The organism is Halorubrum rubrum (assembly GCF_024494685.1).
Lineage (GTDB): Archaea > Halobacteriota > Halobacteria > Halobacteriales > Haloferacaceae > Halorubrum > Halorubrum rubrum.
The window spans coordinates 1-19,853 of record NZ_JANHDM010000011.1 but is presented as its reverse complement, the minus strand read 5'-3'; the positions used below and the strand labels follow the sequence as shown (position 1 = coordinate 19,853).

The following is a 19,853-nucleotide window of genomic DNA, read 5'->3' as shown; positions in this document are numbered from 1 at the left end:
TGCTCAGTCCGCGATCGCCTCGGTCTCGCCCGTCGCCGTCGCGGGATCGCGGATCCAGAGGTCGCCGAACAGATCGTCCTGTCGGAGCCGGACGCTTCCCCGGTGGGCCATGAACAACAGCGCGAGGAACGTCATGAACGGGCGGCCGCCGGACGACTCCACCTCGGCGAACAGTACCTCCGCACGCCCACCGTCGAAGTGCGGACGGAGGGCGGTCTCCACCTCCGCAATCACCTCCTCGATGTCCTCGTCGTGCGTGCGGTCCGTGGCCTCCCCGGCGGTCGGCTCGCCGTCGCGACGGAACTCGTCGCCCGCGTGGTAATCCAGGGTCTGGGTGCCCCGGCCGTAGCCGGTCGGCGACTCCGAAGTGTCGTACTCGCGGGAGTCTTTCCACCACGACCCGCGTTCGGCCTCGCGCAGTTCGCGGACCAGTTCGTCGAGCGTCTCCGGCGACCCACGGGTGTTCTTGCGGTCGAGTCGCCGGTCCATCTCGGCCTCCAGCCGGTCGACCGGGTCGAACTCCGGGTCGGCGGGGTCGGCGGCCCCGCCCTCCATCGCCACCTCCCACGGCTCCCGCTCGGGCTCGTCGTCCTCGTCGTCGTCGGCCAGCATTCCGTCGCTTTTCATCCGGAGCAGGACGCTCGCGTAGAACAGCGCGCGACCCGTCGTCCGGAGGTCGGTCTCGTCGAGCTTCTCGAGGAAGGCGTCGGTCACCCGGACGATGTCGATGTCCCACGGCTCGATCTCGCCCTCCTCGGCGAGCTGGACGAGCAGTTCGACGGGCTCGACCTCACCCTCGTCGGGGTCGGCCTCGGCGGTGTCGGGAGGGCCGGTCGCGGCCGCGGCGGGGCCGGCGTCGGCGGCGTCGAACGCCGGACCCTCGCTCGCGCCGTCGCGATCGCTCGTCAGGTCGAGGTCGGGCACGCCGCCGCCCGCCCCGGCGTCGGCCGAGCCGTCGTCAGTCATCCGCGCTCACCTCCGCCTCCTCGTCGTCGCCGCCGAACCGCATTCCGGTCACCGCCGAGAGGTTGTCGCCCTGCATCGTGACGCCGATGGCGCGGTCCGACCGTTCCAGAAGCGCCGAGCGGTGCCCGACCACGACGAACTGGGCGTCGGCGGCCAGCTCCTCTATCATCTCGCCGACCCGCTCGGCGTTGACCGCGTCGAGGAAGGCGTCGATCTCGTCGAGCGCGTAGAACGGGGCGGGGTTGTGCCGCTGGACCGCGAAGATGAACGAGAGGGCGGTCAGCGACTTCTCGCCGCCGCTCATCGCCTCCAGCCGCTGGACCGGCTTGTCCGCGGGCTGTGCCTTCATCGTCAACCCCTCCTCGAAGGGGTCCTCGGGGTTCTCCAGGAGGAGCTCGCCGCTGCCCGCCGACAGCCGCGAGAAGATGTCCCGGAAGTGGTCGTTTATTGACTCGAACGTCTCCATGAACGTCGCCTTCTTCTCGGCTTCGTACCCCTCGATCCGCTCGGTGATCGCGTCGCGCTCCTCGGCGAGCACGTCGCGGCGCTCCTGGAGCGTCTCGAGTTCGGCTTCGACCTCGTCGTACTCGTCTATCGCGAGCATGTTGACCGGCTCCAACGCCTCCATCTCGGACTCCACCTCCTCGATCCGCGACTCGACCTCGTCGATGTCGGGAACGTCCTCGGGGTCGTACTCGCCGACCTGCGACTCCAGCTCGTCGATCTCCCACTCCAGGCGGTCCCGGCGGTCCGTGAGGTCTCCGAGTTCGGACTCCGCGTCGGCGACGCGCGAGCGCTGTTCGTCGCGCCGCCGGGTCGCCTCCCGGATCTCCTCGCGGAGCGCCTCGCGGTCCTCCTTCAGCTCCGCGATCTCCGCTTCCAGCTCCGCGATCGACTCGCGTTTGACCTCCAGCGTCTCCTCCTTCTCGTCGATGGTCACCTCGTGTTCGGCGATCGCCTCCTCGGCCTCGCTCTTCTTGTTCTGTGCCTCCTCGACCGTGTCGTGGAGGTCGTCGACGGCGTCCTCGGCGTACTCCTTTTCGAGCTCCGACTCGTTCTGCCGGGCGTCGAGGTCGTCCATGCGCTCTTCCAACTCGGCGATCTCCTCGCGGATCCCGTCGGCCTCCTCGGAGAGCTCCGGAATCCTCGAGTCGGCGAGTTCGGATTCGATCTCCTCGATGTCCGTCTCCAGCCGCTCGACGTCCGCGTCGAGGGCGTCGATCGTCTCGTCGATCCCGTTCATCTCCTCGTCGACCGACTCGCGTTCCGCACGGAGTCCCTCGAGTTCCGTCTCCAGCCCCTCGATCCGAGTCTCGGTCTCCGCGAGCTCCTCTTTTGCGCGTTCGACGTCCCCCTCCAGCGACCGGACGCGGTCCGCGGCGTCCGCCTTTCGATCGCGGGCGTCGTCGATGTCGGCGTCCAGCTCGTCGATCTCGGACTCGAGCTCGCGCCGCTCGTCCTCCAGGTCGCCGATCGCCGCGGCGAGCCGCTCGAGCTTGCCGCCGCCGGACTTCGTGAACGCGTACCGGGATCCGCCCCCGGAGCCACCGGTCATCGCGCCGGACTTCTCGACGAGGTCGCCCTCGAGGGTGACCATCCGATAGTCGCCCATCAGATCGCGGGCGGTCGCCATGTCTTCGACGACGAGCGTCGACCCGAGCACGTACGAGAATATCGGCTCGTACCGCGAGTCGTACTCGACGAGGTTCCGCGCGAAGTCGACGACGCCCGGCATCGAGGGCTTCCGCGGCAGGCCGCGATCGTCCATCTTCGTGATGGGGAGGAACGTCGCCCGACCCGCGTTGCGCCGTTTCAGGTAGTCGATACAGGTCGAGCCGACGCCGTCGTCGTCGACGACGACGTTCGCGAGCCGCCCGCCGGCAGCCGTCTCACACGCTTCGGCGTACTCCGCCTCGACGGAGCCGAGCTCGCCGACCGCGCCGTGAACGCCGTCGATGCCGCCGTTTTTCACCTCGGTGACCGCCCGCGGCCAGGAGGTGTCGCCCCGTTCGCTCGCGGCCGCCTCCAGTTTCGCGTACTCGTTCTGTTTCTCGCGGAGGTCGTCCTCGACCGCCTCCAACTCCTCCTTCCGTTCGGCCTTCTCGGCGAACAGGTCGGCGACCACCTCCTCGATCTTCGACTCGTTCTTCTCGGCCTTGTCGAGCTCCCCGTGGAGCTCGGAGATCCGCGCTTTCAGGTCGGGGACCTCCTCGCGGGCCGCCTCGAGGTCCGCGCGGGTCTCCTCGACTGCGTTCGAGCGCCGGCGCGCCTCGTCGAGCAGCCGGTCCTTCTCGCGTTGGTGACGGTTCTTCTCCTCGCGGAGGGACTCGAGCCGCTCCTTCTTGTCGGCGAGTTCGTCCTTCAGCTCGTCGAACTCGGTGTCGACGCCCTCGATCTCGGCTTCCACTTCCGCCAGCTCCGACCGCTTCGTCGCGAGCTCGGATTTGAGCGACGCCTTCTCGACTTTCGTCTCCCGGATCTCCGACTCGAGGTCGTCTATCGTCTCCTGCTTGCGGTCGATCTGGACGAACGCGTTCCGCCGCTCGGTCTCGGCGTCCGCGGCGCGCTCCTCGGCCGCCTCGATCTTCCCCTCCAGCCGGGAGATCTCGCCTTTGATCTCCTCGATCTCCGACCGGATGGCGATCTGTTCGTCCTCGCCTTTCGTCTCGATCTCGTGGTTGAGATCGGCCAGGTCCTCCTCGAGGCGGGTGACCGTTCCCTGTCTGGTGTCGAGTTCGACGCGGAGCTCCTCGAGTTCCGCCTCGGCCTCCCCGATCTCGCGTTCGATCTCGGCGAACGAGTCGCGTTTGTCCTCCAGCTCCGAGGCCTTCCGGTAGCCGCGGTACTGTTCGGCCTCCTCGCGTAGCGACTGGTACTCGAGGGCGGTCTCGCGCTCCTCGGAGAGCCGATCGAGCCGTTCCTCTTTCTCCTCTATCCGGAGGTCGGCCTCGCCGATCCGGTCTTTCACCGTGTCGAGCTCCTCGAAGGCGGCCTCCTTCTTCTCGTCGAACTCCGCGACGCCCGCGATCTCGTCGACGATCCCCCGGCGCTGGTAGGGAGTCATGTTGATGATCTCGGTCACGTCGCCCTGCATGACGACGTTGTACCCCTCGGGGGTGACGCCCGCGGCCGCGAGTAGGTCGCGGACGTCGGAGAGGTTCACGGAGCGTCCGTTGAGGTAGTAGTACGAGTAGTAGTTGTCCTCGGTCTCCTTGACCCGCCGTTTGATCGTGATCTCCGAGACGTCGCCGACGTTCTCGGAGCCGGCCGCCGAGACGACCTGCGAGCGGTCGAGCGTCCCGTCCTCGTTCGACAGGACGACCGTGACGGACGCCTCCTTCGGACCGCCGGCGGTCTCGCCGTCGTCGTGGCCGGGGTTGTAGATGAGGTCGGTGAGCTTCTTGGCTCTGATCCCGCGGGTGCGCGCGAGCCCGAGCGCGAACAGGACGCCGTCGATGATGTTCGACTTCCCGGAGCCGTTCGGTCCCGTGACGACCGTGAAGTCCTCGTAGAAGGGGATCCTCGTGGTCCGCCCGAAGCTCTTGAAACCGTCCAGGACTACTTCAGTGATGTGCATGGCGGGATACGGACGCCGGGTTACGCGACGATGATGTCGCTGTCGTCCGACTCTCCATCCTCGGCGTCGCTCCCGTCAGCGCCGTCGGCGGCGGCTTCCCCGTCTCCCGCCGTCGTCTCGGGGGCGGGCTCCTCGTCGTCCGGGGCCGGCGAGTCGGCGTCCGAGCGTTCGGGGTCGCTCCCGGCCGCCTCCCCAGGGTTCGACGGTCCGCCGGTCCGTTCGACGACCTCGACGTGGTCGTCGGAGTGGGTCCGGCGTTCGCCCTCCGTCGGCGAGTCGGACGTGTCGGACGCGTCCGACGGTGACTCCTCGGGAGCGGTCGCGGCGGCCGCCGCCTCCGCGTCGACCGCCACCTCCTGTGCGTCCTCCACCTGTCGGACGCGCTCTTTCATCTCCACGAGCTCCTCCGTGAGCCCGTTGACCGCCGCCTGCAGCTCCGCGACCTGCCGTTCGAGGTCCTCGACGCGGTTACTCATGTGCTCACGTATGCCCGCGCGAGGCGTATAAACCTGTGTCAGACACACGTGTGATCACATGACACGATCCGCCCGCGGCGGCGGCGAACCCCGAACGCCGATCCGGCCGGATCGGACGTTTCGAGCCGCTGAAACGTGTCTGCCGCAGAGCGGACGAGGGGGGGAAGATACTTGTACTGGGATCGATATCGCTGCGGTATGAGCAAGATCACCTTCCGGGCCGACGACGACCTCGTCGAGCGGCTGGAAGCGTGTGACGCCTCGAAGAGCGAGGTGATGCGCGAGGCGCTCCGCGCGCACCTCGACGACCCGGTCGGCGGGACGGACGCGGACGCTCCCGAGGGGAGCGTGGACGCCGCCCTCTCCGATCGGATCGACGACCTGATCGCGGACCGGCTCGATGCCGCGTTGGACGATCGGCTCGGAGTCGCGAGTCGTCGCCGCCCTGAAGACGCGTATACGCCGTCTACACCCGGTGAGATCAACGTAAACGTCACGCTCGACGTCCCTGGAGCCGACGATGGGGACGCGCGTGTGACACGGGAAACGGAACCGGAGACCGAGTCGGATACGCGTAAGACACGCGCCGATCGCGGGATGCAAACGGACGACAGCGTCTGCGGCGGATGTGGCGAAAACGTCCCGGAGAATCACGTATACTGCCCGAACTGTGGTGAAAAGCAGTCCCATCGGGCCTTCTGTGAATGCGGCGACGAGATCCGGACGGACTGGGCGTTCTGTCCCGGTTGCGGTCGACGAACTCCCGCAGCGGACGTGCTGAAAGATTGACTATCGCCGAAAACGCTCGTTTCGAGCCGGTATACGCCAATTCTCGATTGTGTCTTACGACCGGCGTTAATTTTATAAGGGTAGCCTCGGTGACTACAATCGCGTAAGACGACCGTCTTACAGCCGCCGTCCGACGAAGGGACGTCCCCGCCGTCGGGCGGTTCGTGGCCGTAAGACGCGCGGCGTGTGTCGTGACCGTCGTCTTACCGGGGGAATACAACAAATGGAGCGTGTGACACTACGGATCCCGAAACAGCAGATAGACGAGGTCGAACAGATGGTCGAGACGGGTGAGTTCCCGAACCGGAGCGAGGCGATCCGATCGGCCGTCCGCGACATGTTGAGCGAACAGGACGGCGAGCGCGAGGAGCGCGGCCGCAACCGCAGTTGGGCCAAGGTGTAGATCGATGCAGGATCTCGTTCAGGATGCCCTCGACAACGCGGAAGCGGAGAAGCGCGAGATGGACGCCAACATGGACGACGACGAGTTCGGGGACCCCCGTATCGTCATCGTCGGTGCCGGCGGCGCGGGCAACAACACCGTCAACCGCCTGTACAACATCGGCGTCGACGGTGCCGACACCGTCGCGATCAACACCGACAAACAGCACCTCAAGATGATCGAAGCCGACACCAAGATCCTCGTGGGCAAGTCGCTCACGCAGGGGCTCGGTGCCGGCGGCGACCCCAAGATGGGCGAACGCGCGACGGAGATGGCCCAGGGGACGATCAAGGAGGTGCTCGGCGACGCCGACCTCGTCTTCGTCACGGCCGGCATGGGCGGCGGCACCGGCACGGGCGCGGCACCCGTCGTCTCGAAGATCGCCAAAGAGCAGGGCGCGATCGTCGTCGGGATGGTCTCAACGCCGTTCAACGTCGAGCGTGCCCGCACGGTGAAAGCCGAGGAGGGCTTAGAGAGCCTCCGCAACGAGGCCGACTCGATCATCGTCCTCGACAACAACCGCCTGCTCGATTACGTCCCGAACCTGCCGATCGGCAAGGCGTTCTCCGTGATGGACCAGATCATCGCGGAGACGGTGAAGGGGATCTCCGAGACGATCACCCAGCCGAGCCTCATCAACCTGGACTACGCCGACATGTCGACGATCATGAACCAGGGCGGCGTCGCCGTCATGCTCGTCGGCGAGACCCAGGACAAGAACAAGACCCAGGAGGTGGTCAACGACGCGATGAACCACCCGCTCTTGGACGTCGACTACCGCGGTGCCTCCGGCGGGCTCGTCCACATCACGGGCGGCCCGGACCTCACCCTGAAGGAGGCCGAGGGGATCGCGAACAACATCACCGAGCGACTGGAGGCGAGCGCCAACGTGATCTGGGGCGCGCGCATCCAGGACGAGTACAAGGGGAAGGTCCGCGTCATGGCGATCATGACCGGCGTCCAGAGCGCGCAGGTGCTCGGCCCCTCGACGCAGAAGCAGGCCGACAAGTCCCGTGCCGCGGTCGATGCCGACGACCTCGGCGACTCCCGCTCGCGGGCGACCGAGGCGAAAAACGGCGTTCAGGGATCCGGCGGCTCCGAGCGCGCCGCCTGGGAGTCCGACGGCGGCACCGAGCCCGTCGAGACGAACAACGGGCTCGACGTCATCCGCTGAGGCGGCACTCCCGAAGCCGTTCGCGGCACTCCGTTTTTTCGCGCTCGTCGACCCGCTCCCACGAGTTACGACGCCGCCTCGATCGAATCGAGCAGCCGGCACTTCCGGCACACCTCGCGGCTGGTCGTCGAGCCGCAACGCGTACACTCGCGCAGCGATCGGTCGTCGTTGCCGCCGCGGTCGGCCCCGTTTCCGGATCCGTCTTCTGCGTTCCCTTCGTCGCCCTCGCCGTCTCGATACCGCTCCGCCGTGATCCCCGATAGCTCCTCGTAGCCGGCCATGATCGAGTGGCGCGTGCCGGGGTGGTTCTCCTCGAGGTCGTGGATCACGGACTGGATCTCGCCGCGATACGCCTCGGCGGCGTGGGGGCACTCGGCCATGTGGACCGGGAGGTCCCGGACGTGACAGTAGAGCGCGACCTCCTTTTCGGGCACGTCCCGCAGCGGCTTGGCGCGCGGGACGAACGCGTCGGTCTCGCCGCGCTCGTCGAAGGGGCCGAGCGAGGCGTCGAAGTGTTTCGCGACCTGCCGGACGTCGCCCTCGAGGAAGTTCATCAGCGCGGTCTGGGCCTCGTCGTCGAGGTTGTGGCCGGTGAGGAGCTTGTCCGCGCCGAACTCCTCGGCGTACCGCTCCAGGACGTCCCGGCGGAACACCCCGCAGTACGCACACGGGGCCATGTTCTCCGGGTCCGTCTCGGCCACGTCGTCCATGCGGACGCCGAACTCGTCGTCGTAGGAGACGATCTCGTGGCGGATCGAGCGGGCCTCGGCGAGTTCGACGCAGGCGTCGAGGCTCTCGTCGCGGTACCCCTCGATCCCCTCGTGGATCGTGAGCGCGAGCATCTCGACGCGCGGGTCTCGCCCGAACACCTCCTCGAGGACGTGTGTGAGGACCACGCTGTCCTTCCCGCCCGAGAGCCCGATCACCCACCGGTCCGGGTCCTCGGGGGTCGCGTCGGGGTCGAGCAGTCCGTCCTCCCGTACCCGGCGTTTCACGCGCTTTTCCACCGAGCGACAGAGGTGCTCGCCACAGAGGTGCGCCCCCGAGTAGGCGGCGTGGTGGATCGCGTCGGCCCCGCACTTGTCACACTCCATCGGTGTCCGGTTGCGGACGCGCGGGGATACCGGTTTCGGGCGCTCGCGGGTCGCCGCTCGGATCGCCCCCGCGGACCGTGACGCCTCGCGGCAACCGGACGCGCGTTGTTTCGCGTTCCGATAGCGGTTTGTCGGCGCGGACGGCCGGGGTGGACGTGAGTGATTCCCCGACCGGGATCGACCGCGACCCGGAGCCGCGGCCGCTCGACCCGGATCCGCCGGCCGAGAGCCTCCGGACCCGCCTGTGGCGGCACGCGTTCAACCTGCTCCCCGCCTACCGCGGGACCGGCGGGCGGGTCGAGCACATCGGCGCGGCGTGGCGGTACGTCCGCGTGCGGGTCCCGTTCAACTGGCGGACGCGGAACGGGCTCGGCGTGACCTTCGGCGGGAGCCTCTACGGCGCGCTCGACCCGGTGTACATGACCATGCTCCGGCGGATCCTCGGCGACGGGTTCACCGTCTGGGACAAGTCGGCCGCGATCGAGTTCGTCGAACCCGGCCGAGACACGCTGTACGCGGAGTTCGAACTCGCGCCGGACGAGACCGGGACGCTCCGTGGGGCGCTCGCGCCGGGGGAGTCGACCGACCGCGAGTACGAGGTCTCGCTCGTCGACGAGGCGGGCACCGTCCACGCGACCTGTCGGAAGACCCTGTACGTGCGCCGCGACGGGTGAGCCGGCTCCGGCTCAGTCGCCGGCGCGGACGCCCGATCCGCCGTACTCCGACACCGAGATCAGGAGGCGGCCGTCGCTCGTCGTGCTCACCATCTTCGACTCCGGGAACGTGCTCCCGTCCGCCCGCAGCCCCGTGCTCCGTCCGGTCCACCGGTCGCCCTCCATTACGGCCGGGAGCACGTCGGTCCGGATGTGTTCGACCGCCTCGTCGGGGTGGAGCCGCTGCCAGCGCTCGCCGACCAGGTCGTCGGGGTCGTAGCCGTACAGCTCGCCGTACTCCTCACAGACGTACTCGAAAGTCCCGTCCGGCCCGACCGTACAGACGCCGTCGAGGGAGACTCCGCCCGCGTCGAACCCGTCGTCTCTCTCCTCGTCGTCGTCCATCGCGTGTTCGACCCGACGGATGAGCGTCGTGTACGCCTCGCTGCCGCCGCCCTTGCCCACGTAGTCGGTGACGCCGACGCGGACCATCTCGGCCGCGATCTCGTCGGGCTCCGTCGCCGAGAACAGCAGGAACGGAAGCTCAGGATGCGTCTCGCGGGCCGACGCGAGGAGTTCGACGCCGGTTCGGGCGGGCATGTCGTAGTCGGTGACGACGCAGTCGAACGCCTCCGAGCGGATCCGCTCGAGCGCCGCGTTCGGGTCGGTCTCGACGGCCGTCTCGCAGTCGAACCCGTCGTCGCGCTCGAGGTACGCCACGACGAGCTCCGCGAGTCCGGGTTCGTCGTCGACACAGAGCACACGAAACGGGTCATCGGTCATACTCCGCCTCCGCCGAGGCGACCTAAATCGTTTGCTCCCCGCTATTCAGTTCTGATAGCGGCGGCCGGGGCGGGAGAAGGAACGACCCGTCAGGCAGTCGCGCCCGCGACGAGGCTCTCGCGAACGGTCTCGAGGAAGCGGTTCGGGTGTTCGACGTGGGGCAACAGCGCGGCGCGGTCGAAGACGACGAGCCGCGCGCCCGAGGCGTCCGCGAGTTCGCGGCCGTCCGACAGCGGGCTCACCTCGGCCTCGCGGCCCCAAACGATGGTCGTCGGCACCTCGAGGTCGGCGAGCGCGGCTGCCAGGTCGACGTCGCTGTTGAGGTACCCCGAGACGAACGACGCCGGCGCGAAGCGCGCGTTCTCGACGTGGCTGGTCCGCCACTCGTAGTCGACCCACTCCTCCGTTGGATTCTCGGGATCGTAGTAGCCGTGGTCGGCGTTGAAATACCGGATGGAGGGTTTCGAGGCGATCAGGTTGAAGACCGCCGAGCCGACGAGCGGTGACCGGATCAGCTCCCGGAGCCAGGACTTCGGCGGGCTCGGCCCGGCGACGGCCGTGGGACAGACGCCGACGAAGCCGCTCACCCCGAGGTCTTCCCTCGCCGCGTCGCCCGCGATCGCCCCGGCCGCGTACGCCGCCGACAGCGACGAGGCGACCACGGCGGGCTCGTCGAACTCGGCGAGGAAGTCGCCGACGAAGTCCTCGTACAGCGCCGCGGAGTACCGGAGCGGCGGGCGGTCGGACCGGCCGTATCCCGGCAGGTCGGGCGCGACGACGTGGTAGTCGGCGGTGAGGTCGCCGAAGGTCTCGCGCCACTCGCCCGAGGAACCGGCGGCGTTGATCCCGTGGAGGAGCACGAGGTCGGGGTCCTCGGGATCGCCGCCCTCGGTGTACGCGACGTCCATGCCGCGCCAGCGGAAGGTGCCGTCGTCGCCGACGAGCGGCGATTCGAGATCGCCCTCGTAGCGGAGTCCGGCGTTCGTCGCCGCCAGCGCGCCGACGCCGAGGAGGACCGTTCCGGCGAGGTTCCTGAGTCTCATGGAATCCCGTTGGTTCGCCGGCGACTTATAACACGTGGAGTCGCAGCCCGCGAACCGGCCCCCCTGCCGCCGCCTACTCGTCGGCCGGGTCGTCGCGGTCCTCGAGACACGTCGCGAGCGGGTCGACGATCTCGGCTGCGAGGCCGTACGGGTCCGCCTCCTTCCGCCGAACGCGGTCGGCGAGCGCCTCGATCCCGCCGCGACGCTCGATCGCCTCGGACGCGAGCGCGCCGACGTCGGCGCGCACCAGCGTCCGGATCTCCTCTGCGTACCGTCGCCGCCGCGCGCGGGTCAGTTCTCCCGACTCCCGCAGGTACGCTGCGTGGGCGTCGAACACGGCGATCAGCTCCTCGACGCCCTCGCCGGTATCGGCGACGGTCTCCAACACCTCGGGGGTCCACTCGGAGGCGTCGTCGTCGGCTCCGTTCGGGTCGGGAGCGCCGGCCCCTCCCGACGCGTCGGTCGGCTTCCGTGGACCGTGGTGGCCGGTTCCGCGAGGACCCGCGGAGCCGTCGCGCCGATGGACCATCTCCTCCAACTCCGCGAGGGCGCGTTCCGCGCCGTCCATGTCGGCCTTGTTGACGACGAAGACGTCGCCGATCTCCAAGATTCCGGCCTTCAGCGTCTGGACGTCGTCGCCGGATCCGGGCTGGACGAGGACGGCGACGGTGTCCGCGGTGCGGACCACGTCGACCTCGTTCTGTCCGGCCCCCACGGTCTCGATCACGATCACGTCCTTCCCGAAGGCGTCGAGCGCCGTCACCGCGTCCGCGGTCGCCATCGAGAGCCCGCCGAGCTGGCCGCGCGCGCTCATCGACCGGAAGAACACGTCCATGTCGCCGACGTTCGAGGCCATTCGGATCCGGTCGCCGAGCACCGCGCCGCCGGAGTACGGCGAGGAGGGGTCGACGGCGACGACGCCGACCGTGTCTCCCCGGTCGCGGTAGGCCGCCGCGAGCTTGTCGACGAGCGTGGACTTCCCCGCGCCCGGCGCGCCCGTCACGCCGATCACGTCCGCCCCGCCCGCGTGGTCGTACAGCGCCGAGACGAGCCCGCGGTACCCCGGATCGCGCTCCTCGATCCGGGTGATGACGCGGGCGAGCGCGCGGTGGTCCCCGGCGAGGAGGCCCTCGAGGAGTTCGACGTCCCGGTCGCGGAGTTCGACCCGTCCCTCGGGGGACGCGGACCGCTCGCGATCCGGTCCCGTCCCCCCGTTCGCGTCCGGCCCTGGCATCTACCCGCGCTCCGGGGCGTTGTTCCGGACGAACTCGACCGTCTCCGACATCGGCGTCCCCGGTCCGAACACCTCCGCGACGCCGAGCTCCTTCAGTTCGGCCACGTCGTCCTCGGGGATTATCCCGCCGACGAGGATCAGGGTGTCCTCGAACGCGCCGTACTCTTTGAGCCCGTCGATGACCTTCGGCACGAGGGTGTTGTGCGCCCCCGAGAGGATCGAGATGCCGAGGACGTCGACGTCCTCCTGGACTGCCGCCTGGACGATCTCCTCCGGCGCGCGGTGGAGCCCCGAGTAGACCACTTCGAAGCCCGCGTCACGGAACGCCCTCGCGATCACGTGTGCGCCCCGATCGTGGCCGTCGAGCCCGACCTTCGCGACCAGACAGCGGACGGTCCGTTCCGTCCCTTCGACGCTCATACCGAAACCTGACACGCGTGACCGTTTGATTCTACCGGCCGTGTCGGGTCGGTCCGGTCGCGTTCGAGGACGCGGCCGGCCCGTCGAACCCCGCGATCGCTCCCGAACGACGCCGATAAACCGTCCGCGGGCCTACGGGGAGCAAATGAGCGGAAAGGACGACTACTACAACTACTCGGCCCGATCTGTTGTGATTACTAATTTCTAACAGCAGCAGTGTCGGTGACCACTATTGAGGAGGCAGGGATGATTGATCAGATGCAACTATCGGTTTTCCGGAGCCCCGGACAGTATTTTATGCTCGCTGGGAGAAGAGTTAGCATATGTCTTCAAATGAGCAGCTCCTCCGAGTCCTCCTCATCATCGTCGCGGTCGTTCTCCTCGTGCCGTTCCTCTTGATGGCAGTTATGATGCCCGCTATGGGGATGTGGGGATGGGGCCACATGGGTGACGTGGGAATGTGGGGCGGAGCTGGATGGATATTGCTCCTGATGTGGTTGATCGTCCTGATCGTCGCTCTCGGGCTCGGATACCTCCTGTACCGAGGGATTCGCCGAACAGGCGGTCAAAGTGAGGACGCCGCGCTCGAAGAACTGCGGGTCGCCTACGCCCGAGGTGAGCTATCCGACGAGGAGTTCGAAACACGACGTGAGCGACTACGACGGGAGGACTAACCGATATGTCCGACCGTCACGACCACCACGACGAACACGCGTCCCACCGTGAGAAGCCGACCGACCGCGAGTGTCCGTGCTGTCGCGTTTGCGAGTGTTATCGAGATGAATCCGACGAGGAGGCGTCGTCTCACGAAGGCCACCACGGGGGCGGTGGACACGACCACGGCGGAATGGTCGACCACTCCGGCCACGAGCAGATGTTCAAGCGCCGATTCGTCGTCTGCTTCCTGCTCGCATTGCCCGTCCTCTACTACAGTTCGATGCTGCAGGGCTGGTTCGGGTACACCGCTATCCAGTTTGCCGGCAGCGAGTTCGTCGGCCCTGTCCTCGGAGTAGTTATCTTCGCGTACGGCGGCGTCCCCTTCCTCCGGATGGGCGCGGTCGAAGCCAGAAACCGCGAGCCCGGAATGATGTTGCTCATCTCGCTGGCGATCACCGTCGCCTTCGTCTACAGTCTCGCCGCCATCGCCTTCGACATCGGCGAACCATTCTTCTGGGAGCTGGTCACGCTGGTCGTCATCTTCCTGCTGGGTCACTGGATCGAGATGCGGAGCGTCCGCCGGGCCTCGGGGGCGCTCGACGAACTCGCCGACCTGATGCCCGCCACCGCAGAGCGGATCGACGAATCCGGAGATACCGAGGAGGTCTCCGTCGTCGATCTCTCCGAGGGCGATCTGGTACTCGTCCGACCCGGGGCAAACGTCCCGGCCGACGGCGTCGTCGAGGAGGGCGAATCGAACGTCAACGAGGCGATGGTCACCGGCGAATCGAAACCGGTCGAGAAGACGCCCGGCGACGAGGTGATCGGCGGCACGACCAATCAGAGCGGCAGCCTCCGCGTTCGCGTGACCGCGACCGGCGAGGAGACGACACTGTCGGGGATTATGCGGTTGGTCGACGAAGCCCAACAGAGCAAGTCGCGAACGCAGGTACTCGCTGACCGTGCCGCGGGCTGGCTCTTCTACGCGGCGCTCGGCGTCGCGGCGATGACCGCGATCGCGTGGGGCCTCGCCGAGGGGTTCGGCCTGTCTGTGGTCGAACGGGTCGTCACCGTGCTGGTGATCGCGTGCCCGCACGCGCTCGGACTCGCAGTCCCGCTGGTCGTCGCGATCAACACCTCGCTGGCCGCCCGCAACGGGATGCTCGTCCGCGACCGGATCGCGATGGAGGAGGCCCGCAACCTCGACACCATAGTCTTCGACAAAACGGGAACCCTCACAAAAGGTGAACAGGGCATCGTCGACATCGCGACGACGGACGGCTGGAACGAGGACGACGTGCTCACGCTCATGGCCGCCGCGGAGGGCGATTCAGAACACATGATCGCCACGGCGATTCGAGAGGAGGCACACGACCGTGGCTTGTCCGTCCCATCCACGCGAGAGTTCGAGGCCCTCGAGGGACGGGGTGTCCGTGCCACTGTCGAAACCGACATCTCAGTGGGTACTGGCGAGTCCAGCGCCGTCCAGCAGGGAACGACGGTCTACGTCGGCGGGCCGAATCTCTTGCGGCATCTCGATATCGATCCCGGCGACAGCCTGACCGCCTTCGCAGACGAGGCCGGTTCCCGGGGGCAGGGAGTCGTCTACCTGCTGCGTGACAACGAGGCTGTCGGTGCAGTCGCACTCGCGGACGTGATCCGCGACGAAAGCCGCGAGGCAATCGACGCCCTCCACGAGATGGGGATCGAAGTGGCGATGTTGACCGGCGACTCCGAAGATGTCGCTCGTGCCGTGTCCGAGGAACTCGGCATCGACACCTACTTCGCCGAAGTTCTCCCGGAGGACAAAGACAAGAAAATCGTCGAGCTACAGGAGCAGGATCAACTGGTTGCGATGGTCGGTGACGGCGTGAACGACGCCCCCGCGCTGACGCGTGCGGACGTCGGCATCGCAATCGGATCGGGAACCGACGTGGCTGTCGAGTCAGCGGACGTCGTCCTCGTCGAGAACGACCCTCGAGACGTCGTGAGTCTCGTCCGCCTCAGCCGGAAGAGCTACCGGAAGATGCAGGAGAATCTCGTGTGGGCCGCCGGCTACAATGTCTTCGCTCTCCCGCTCGCTGCGGGAATCCTCGCCCCGATCGGGATCTTGCTTTCGCCCGCAGTCGGGGCCGTCCTCATGTCGGCGAGTACGGTCATCGTCGCGGTCAACGCGCAACTCCTGCGTCGGGCCGATATCACGGCGTAGGTTGTGATGCCCCTTCGAGAACCCACATCCGTGGGAATAGACGACTAGTCGCTAGTATACTCGCCAAGCCGATCACGAACCGCCGATTCGAGATCACGGTCACCTTCGATTGCCGCGAGGAGTGCCCGGAGAAGACGATTGTACGCAGACGGGCGTTCGATCATCGCGACGTGACCGGTGCGCTCCATCCGGCAGAACACGCCGTTAGGAAGCCGACGCGCAGTCCTACGTGCCGCACCGACCGGGACGATCCCATCGGCAGGGCCGTGGATGACGAGCGCGGGCACGTCGCTCCGCTCGGTATCGGAGCGTCCATCGTAGCCCCAGAACGCCTCGGTCACAGTCGTCCACGCCGAGCGGCGGCGCGGCAAGGGATTTGATTGCAGGAAATCCTCGACGACGGCCTCGGCTGTCTCCTCATGAAAGCCGACGCTGTAGGCCAGTTGACGGATGAGCGCGTCGTTCGCAGGCAGGTGATACAGTCGAAGCGCGAGGAACAGCCGTAACAGCGGTTTCTCCCACGCCGGTGTGAGGTCGTGATCACCCCCTGCGTGGAGTACGAGGCCAGCCGTCGGATGGCGTTTGGCGTATTCGAGCGCGATGGCGGTGCCGTAACTGTGGCCGTGGACGATTGGTCGGTCGACGTCAAGCGCATCGAGCAGATCTCGGAGGTCGGTGACGTGCCCGGTGAGCGACTGCTCGGGACGCGTCGTGGAGTTGCCGTTTCCGGCCAGCGAATACGTCACCAGCTCCTGCTCGCCCTCGAATGCGTTCAGTTGCGGATAGGGGTTCCACAGCGAGCCGAGACCGCCGTGAACGAACACGACTGCTGGATCCGACCCATCCACGTGTATCGTCTCTAATGCGACCGATTCGGAAACCTGCACCCGGCGTGGTTCCGGCATCGAGGTTCGGACGTCATCGAACCGGACGTACCCGGGAGGAAACGGTGACGTGGACATGGTCGATCAGAAGGGGAACTTGTCACGCGCCGATTGGAGGGCAAGACGGGAGAGCAGGCGGGCGGGCCCACGCTTGGGGAGGTCTCGGATCGTCTCGACCGACCCCGGTGGTTCACCGCCTCCAATGTCCAGTTCCCACCCCGTCTCGTCGGCAAAGCGTTTGACTGCCCCCTCCACGCGCTGCTGTACCGTGTCGGCCTCCATCGTCTCCGGTACCCCACCTTGCATCACGACTTCTCCGTCGACGATGACCGTCTCCACATCGGCTGGTGCGGCGTTGTTCACGACGTGGGCAGGCACGTTTGTCAGCGGCGTGAACTTCGGCTTGTCCACGTCGAGGAGGATGATGTCCGCCCGCTTGCCCGGTTCGATGCTTCCGATTTCGTCGCCGACACCCAGCGCACGAGCCCCGTCGATCGTCAGCATCCGCACCAGTTCCATCGAGGAGAACTGGCCGGTCGTCCGCTTGACGTTGGCCGCCAGACGGGCCTGTCGGGCCTCGCCGAACATGCTGTAGGAGTCGTGCCAGTAGTGATCGTCGATACCCAGCCCGACGTCGACATTCGCCTCTCGCAGTTCGGGGACGGGCGTCCACTGCATCTCGGCGTCCGGGTTCCAGTAGCAGAACACCGACGGGCAGTGTGCCACGGACGCGTCCGCCGCGGCAGTTCGCTCGATGTCCGCCTCGTCGGCGACGCGGAAGTGCGCCGCAACCAGCCGGTCGTCGAGCAATCCGACGTCATCGAGCAGATCGAGCGAGTCCTCGCCGCCGTTCGCCCGCGCCATCGTGTTGCTCTCCTCGAGTTCCAGTAAGTGGGTGTGGACGAGCAGGTCGGGATACTCGGCCGCGAGATCGGCCGTGCGCTCCCAGAGGTCGCGCGTACACGACCAGTCATCGTGCGGGCAGATCGTCGCCCGGATCCGGCCGTCGTAGGTATCGTGGTACTCGTCGATGAACGTTCGAGCGCGGTCGAACTGCTCGTCGACGGGGACGTCCCAGAACAGATCCGTGATTGTCGGGCCGAAGAAGCCGCGGAGGCCCGCTTCGCCGAACGTCTCCGCGCCCGCACTCGGCCGGACATCCATCGAGTTGATCGTCGTGACGCCCCCGAGGAGGAAATTCAGAGCGGCAAGTTCGTACCCCGCCCCGACCAGATAGTCGAAGTCACCCTCGCCAAGACGGCCATAGATGGCCGTCATACTGCCCATCATCTCCAGCAGGTCGAGATCGCTGAACGCACCGATTAGCGGCGTCAGTTCGAGGTGGGTGTGGGCGTTGACTAGCCCCGGCATCACCAGTTTTCCGTCGCCGTCGATCGTGTGCGTGGCTTCGATCTCCCCATCGCCGTCCTCGGACTTTCGCACCTCCGTGATACGACCGTTGTCGATGAGCACCGTCCCACGCTCGTACAGACGGTTGCGCTCGTCGACCGTGAGAACAAGCGCATCAGAGATAGCGGTGTCAACAGCCATATGTCCTCCCTGAAGCGGCAACCGCGTCAAAGTTGTCGGTAGTACTCCGGGGAGACCCTGTTGGAGCGATGGGACGAAGTGAAGAACGAGTGTCGTTCGGCGAATTCGGTGTTAAAAGCCCCAGCGGAGGCCGGACATCGTGGCGATGATGGCGATTATCAGAACGAGTTCGACCAGACTCAGCATTCCGTACTTCTAAGGAGTGTATAGAGATGGAGATTGAGTCACTTAGGTGATATAATGACGGTTGTGTCTAAGTCGTGGGTTCTCCCCGTCATATCCTTCTCAAATCCTAGAGGATTGCTGATTATATGTTCAGGATCGTAAATGAAGCAGATTAATTCGTCACAGTTCGGATGCTGACCGTACTGTTCTTTATCTTCAGCCAACTGGTTCTTCAGACGCTTTTCTTGAGTGTGTTCCTTGGCGTATTTGATCTCTATGCCGATGTCTTCCTCCTTGAGAACGAAATCAACTCGTGACCCACTTCCTGCATGACTTGGGGAATGTTCTTCGGCACGTATGTCGTCAAAATCTATCTTGAGTAGTGCATAAAACAGGTCTTGTACGTCGTGTTCATCCTCCATCTGCAGTGGTTCTTTGTCTCCGTAACGATTAGTGAGTTTTTCAGCGACCTTCGGAAACCGCTCGCAGAGTTGGGTGAGCCTATCATACACCGATGGAGAAAACTGAGACTCCCCGCTTGATGACGAAGATTGTGTTTCCTTTGTGGTGGACTCCTCTGGCGTGAATTCTTCTTGAAGATGCTTTGGGAAGTAGGGGAGACAACTTTCAATCAGTAATTTCAGCCATTGCTGCGGTCTAGCACCAATGTGGTGAGGGCGTGGAAGGATGATGAGACTACCATTCCCAGTGCCGTCTATTGACCGGAACGCAACTCCACCGGGTTTCCCATATTCGCCACGTCGAACTAACTCCGTACCCTCGTCAAAGTCGTGATCCTCGAATTTGAGGTAAGTACTCGTAGTGTTCGCAATCTTAAGGTACCCGTCAAGACTCTCGTTCTCAACGACTGATTGGCAACCGTACTCGCGGAAATTGACTGGATGTAACTGAATCCCCAGCTCTGTGAATATATTACTGGTATAAATCCCGTAACTGTCCCCATAGGACTCACCAGAGAGATGGAACGTTTTGTCGACAAGGGCAATTACTGTGCCATCCGAGCGGAGGAATCCATCAACTCCCTCTCGAATCCTCCAGAGCGAATTAACTGTATTCCCACTAGCCGAGTCAGTAGAACTGTTCGAAAAATCAAGGTCTACTATTAACAAATCATTATCGAGGTCGACTGTCCCTCGACGCCTCCAAGAATCCACCTTAACGTCTGAAAGATTGAAATCGGATTCCTCCACTCCATTACTGCGTATCTGCATCGGATTGTCGTGTAATTATCAGCAGTAGGTATAATACCAAATGTTTCTTTGAGACGCCCAGTACGACCTCTTTCACCTTGGATATCCTCGCTTGCTCCGCTCGCGGATGCTACGTACGCAGACCTACGGATCATTTGGAACTTCCGGTGAGTGGGCCGGCATTTATCCGAAGCCAGTGACGTCGGCGCCATATGCGAGGGCCCAAGTTCGACTCCAGCGAGGACGGCAAAGACACGCTGGCCACAGTTCATGGAATCAGTCGTGCGCTGATCGACAAACTGTTCGACAAAACCGACGAGGTCGCTCCCAAGCTCGTCGAAGAGTACGGTGTTGAAGACGAGGTCGACATCGATGTTGTGAGGGAGTACCTGAAGATTGGGCTCTGTAGTTTCGCTAGACGCGAAGCCGACGACTCCGTTATCTAGGTAGAAAGCGAAGAGACGGATCGGTGTGACATCCGAAATCCGTCTCTTCACGCGTGTTACGGTGGCGAAGGCTAAATCA

At 65.5% G+C, this 19,853-nt stretch carries 18 protein-coding genes; 7 read left to right on the top strand and 11 right to left on the bottom strand.

Features of this window, described 5'->3' with window-relative positions; genetic code table 11:
- Positions 1 to 3: 3 nt before the first annotated feature.
- Genes NO889_RS12230 through NO889_RS12220 form a run of 3 tightly spaced genes read right to left on the bottom strand, consistent with a single transcriptional unit; the run spans position 4 to position 5,019 of the window.
- Positions 4 to 966, bottom strand: a complete 963-nt coding sequence (locus tag NO889_RS12230; RefSeq protein ID WP_256412528.1) for a segregation and condensation protein A — start codon at positions 964 to 966, stop codon at positions 4 to 6.
- Complete coding sequence (smc, locus tag NO889_RS12225) at positions 959 to 4,543, bottom strand: chromosome segregation protein SMC (RefSeq protein WP_256412527.1); 3,585 nt, start codon at positions 4,541 to 4,543, stop codon at positions 959 to 961. Before smc ends, NO889_RS12230 begins: the two co-directional genes overlap by 8 nt.
- Before the next feature lie 20 nt (positions 4,544 to 4,563).
- A complete protein-coding gene (locus tag NO889_RS12220) occupies positions 4,564 to 5,019 on the bottom strand; it encodes a DUF7518 family protein (protein ID WP_256412526.1) in 456 nt (151 codons plus the stop codon).
- 198 nt (positions 5,020 to 5,217) lie between these two features.
- Here NO889_RS12220 and NO889_RS12215 point away from each other — a divergent pair, with 198 nt between their 5' ends.
- The 3 genes from NO889_RS12215 to ftsZ all read left to right on the top strand — a co-directional run bounded on the left by NO889_RS12215 (position 5,218) and on the right by ftsZ (position 7,424).
- Complete coding sequence (locus NO889_RS12215) at positions 5,218 to 5,808, top strand: double zinc ribbon domain-containing protein (protein WP_256412525.1); 591 nt, start codon at positions 5,218 to 5,220, stop codon at positions 5,806 to 5,808.
- 223 nt (positions 5,809 to 6,031) lie between these two features.
- Positions 6,032 to 6,211: a ribbon-helix-helix domain-containing protein gene (locus NO889_RS12210; protein WP_066411425.1), complete on the top strand. Its 180-nt coding sequence runs from the start codon at positions 6,032 to 6,034 to the stop codon at positions 6,209 to 6,211.
- A 4-nt stretch (positions 6,212 to 6,215) separates the two neighbouring features.
- The gene (gene ftsZ, locus NO889_RS12205; protein ID WP_256412524.1) at positions 6,216 to 7,424 is read left to right on the top strand and encodes a cell division protein FtsZ; all 1,209 of its coding nucleotides are present in this window, start codon (positions 6,216 to 6,218) and stop codon (positions 7,422 to 7,424) included.
- 65 nt (positions 7,425 to 7,489) lie between these two features.
- On the opposite strand, the gene ncsA is transcribed toward ftsZ, so the two are convergent.
- The gene (ncsA, locus tag NO889_RS12200; RefSeq protein WP_256412523.1) at positions 7,490 to 8,518 is read right to left on the bottom strand and encodes a tRNA 2-thiolation protein NcsA; all 1,029 of its coding nucleotides are present in this window, start codon (positions 8,516 to 8,518) and stop codon (positions 7,490 to 7,492) included.
- Between the two features lie 155 nt (positions 8,519 to 8,673).
- On the opposite strand from ncsA, the gene NO889_RS12195 reads away from it, so the two are divergent.
- Positions 8,674 to 9,192 (top strand): DUF4442 domain-containing protein, encoded by a 519-nt coding sequence (locus NO889_RS12195; protein ID WP_256412522.1) that lies wholly within the window; start codon positions 8,674 to 8,676, stop codon positions 9,190 to 9,192.
- Positions 9,193 to 9,204: 12 nt separating this feature from the next.
- On the opposite strand, the gene NO889_RS12190 is transcribed toward NO889_RS12195, so the two are convergent.
- The 4 genes from NO889_RS12190 to NO889_RS12175 form a co-directional block, all read right to left on the bottom strand.
- Complete coding sequence (locus NO889_RS12190) at positions 9,205 to 9,954, bottom strand: response regulator (RefSeq protein ID WP_256412521.1); 750 nt, start codon at positions 9,952 to 9,954, stop codon at positions 9,205 to 9,207.
- An 89-nt stretch (positions 9,955 to 10,043) separates the two neighbouring features.
- Positions 10,044 to 10,997: an alpha/beta fold hydrolase gene (locus NO889_RS12185; RefSeq protein ID WP_256412520.1), complete on the bottom strand. Its 954-nt coding sequence runs from the start codon at positions 10,995 to 10,997 to the stop codon at positions 10,044 to 10,046.
- Positions 10,998 to 11,070: 73 nt separating this feature from the next.
- Positions 11,071 to 12,231 carry a methylmalonyl Co-A mutase-associated GTPase MeaB gene (gene meaB / locus NO889_RS12180; RefSeq protein WP_256412519.1) on the bottom strand — a complete coding sequence of 387 codons (1,161 nt, stop codon included), beginning with the start codon at positions 12,229 to 12,231 and terminating at the stop codon, positions 11,071 to 11,073.
- The gene (locus tag NO889_RS12175) at positions 12,232 to 12,651 is read right to left on the bottom strand and encodes a cobalamin B12-binding domain-containing protein (RefSeq protein WP_256412518.1); all 420 of its coding nucleotides are present in this window, start codon (positions 12,649 to 12,651) and stop codon (positions 12,232 to 12,234) included.
- A 323-nt stretch (positions 12,652 to 12,974) separates the two neighbouring features.
- On the opposite strand from NO889_RS12175, the gene NO889_RS12170 reads away from it, so the two are divergent.
- On the top strand, positions 12,975 to 13,325 hold the full coding sequence (locus NO889_RS12170; RefSeq protein ID WP_256412517.1) for an SHOCT domain-containing protein: 351 nt from the start codon (positions 12,975 to 12,977) through the stop codon (positions 13,323 to 13,325).
- Between the two features lie 5 nt (positions 13,326 to 13,330).
- Positions 13,331 to 15,517 (top strand): heavy metal translocating P-type ATPase, encoded by a 2,187-nt coding sequence (locus NO889_RS12165; protein ID WP_379787713.1) that lies wholly within the window; start codon positions 13,331 to 13,333, stop codon positions 15,515 to 15,517.
- Positions 15,518 to 15,561: 44 nt separating this feature from the next.
- On the opposite strand, the gene NO889_RS12160 is transcribed toward NO889_RS12165, so the two are convergent.
- The 3 genes from NO889_RS12160 to NO889_RS12150 form a co-directional block, all read right to left on the bottom strand.
- Positions 15,562 to 16,479 carry an alpha/beta fold hydrolase gene (locus tag NO889_RS12160; protein WP_256412516.1) on the bottom strand — a complete coding sequence of 306 codons (918 nt, stop codon included), beginning with the start codon at positions 16,477 to 16,479 and terminating at the stop codon, positions 15,562 to 15,564.
- A gap of 6 nt (positions 16,480 to 16,485) precedes the next feature.
- Positions 16,486 to 17,952: an amidohydrolase family protein gene (locus NO889_RS12155; protein WP_256412515.1), complete on the bottom strand. Its 1,467-nt coding sequence runs from the start codon at positions 17,950 to 17,952 to the stop codon at positions 16,486 to 16,488.
- 224 nt (positions 17,953 to 18,176) lie between these two features.
- Positions 18,177 to 19,349, bottom strand: coding sequence for a PD-(D/E)XK nuclease domain-containing protein (locus tag NO889_RS12150; protein WP_256412514.1), 1,173 nt, complete (start codon positions 19,347 to 19,349; stop codon positions 18,177 to 18,179).
- 191 nt (positions 19,350 to 19,540) lie between these two features.
- Between NO889_RS12150 and NO889_RS12145 the strand changes: the two genes are divergently transcribed.
- Positions 19,541 to 19,774 carry a hypothetical protein gene (locus NO889_RS12145; protein ID WP_256412513.1) on the top strand — a complete coding sequence of 78 codons (234 nt, stop codon included), beginning with the start codon at positions 19,541 to 19,543 and terminating at the stop codon, positions 19,772 to 19,774.
- Positions 19,775 to 19,853: the final 79 nt, after the last annotated feature.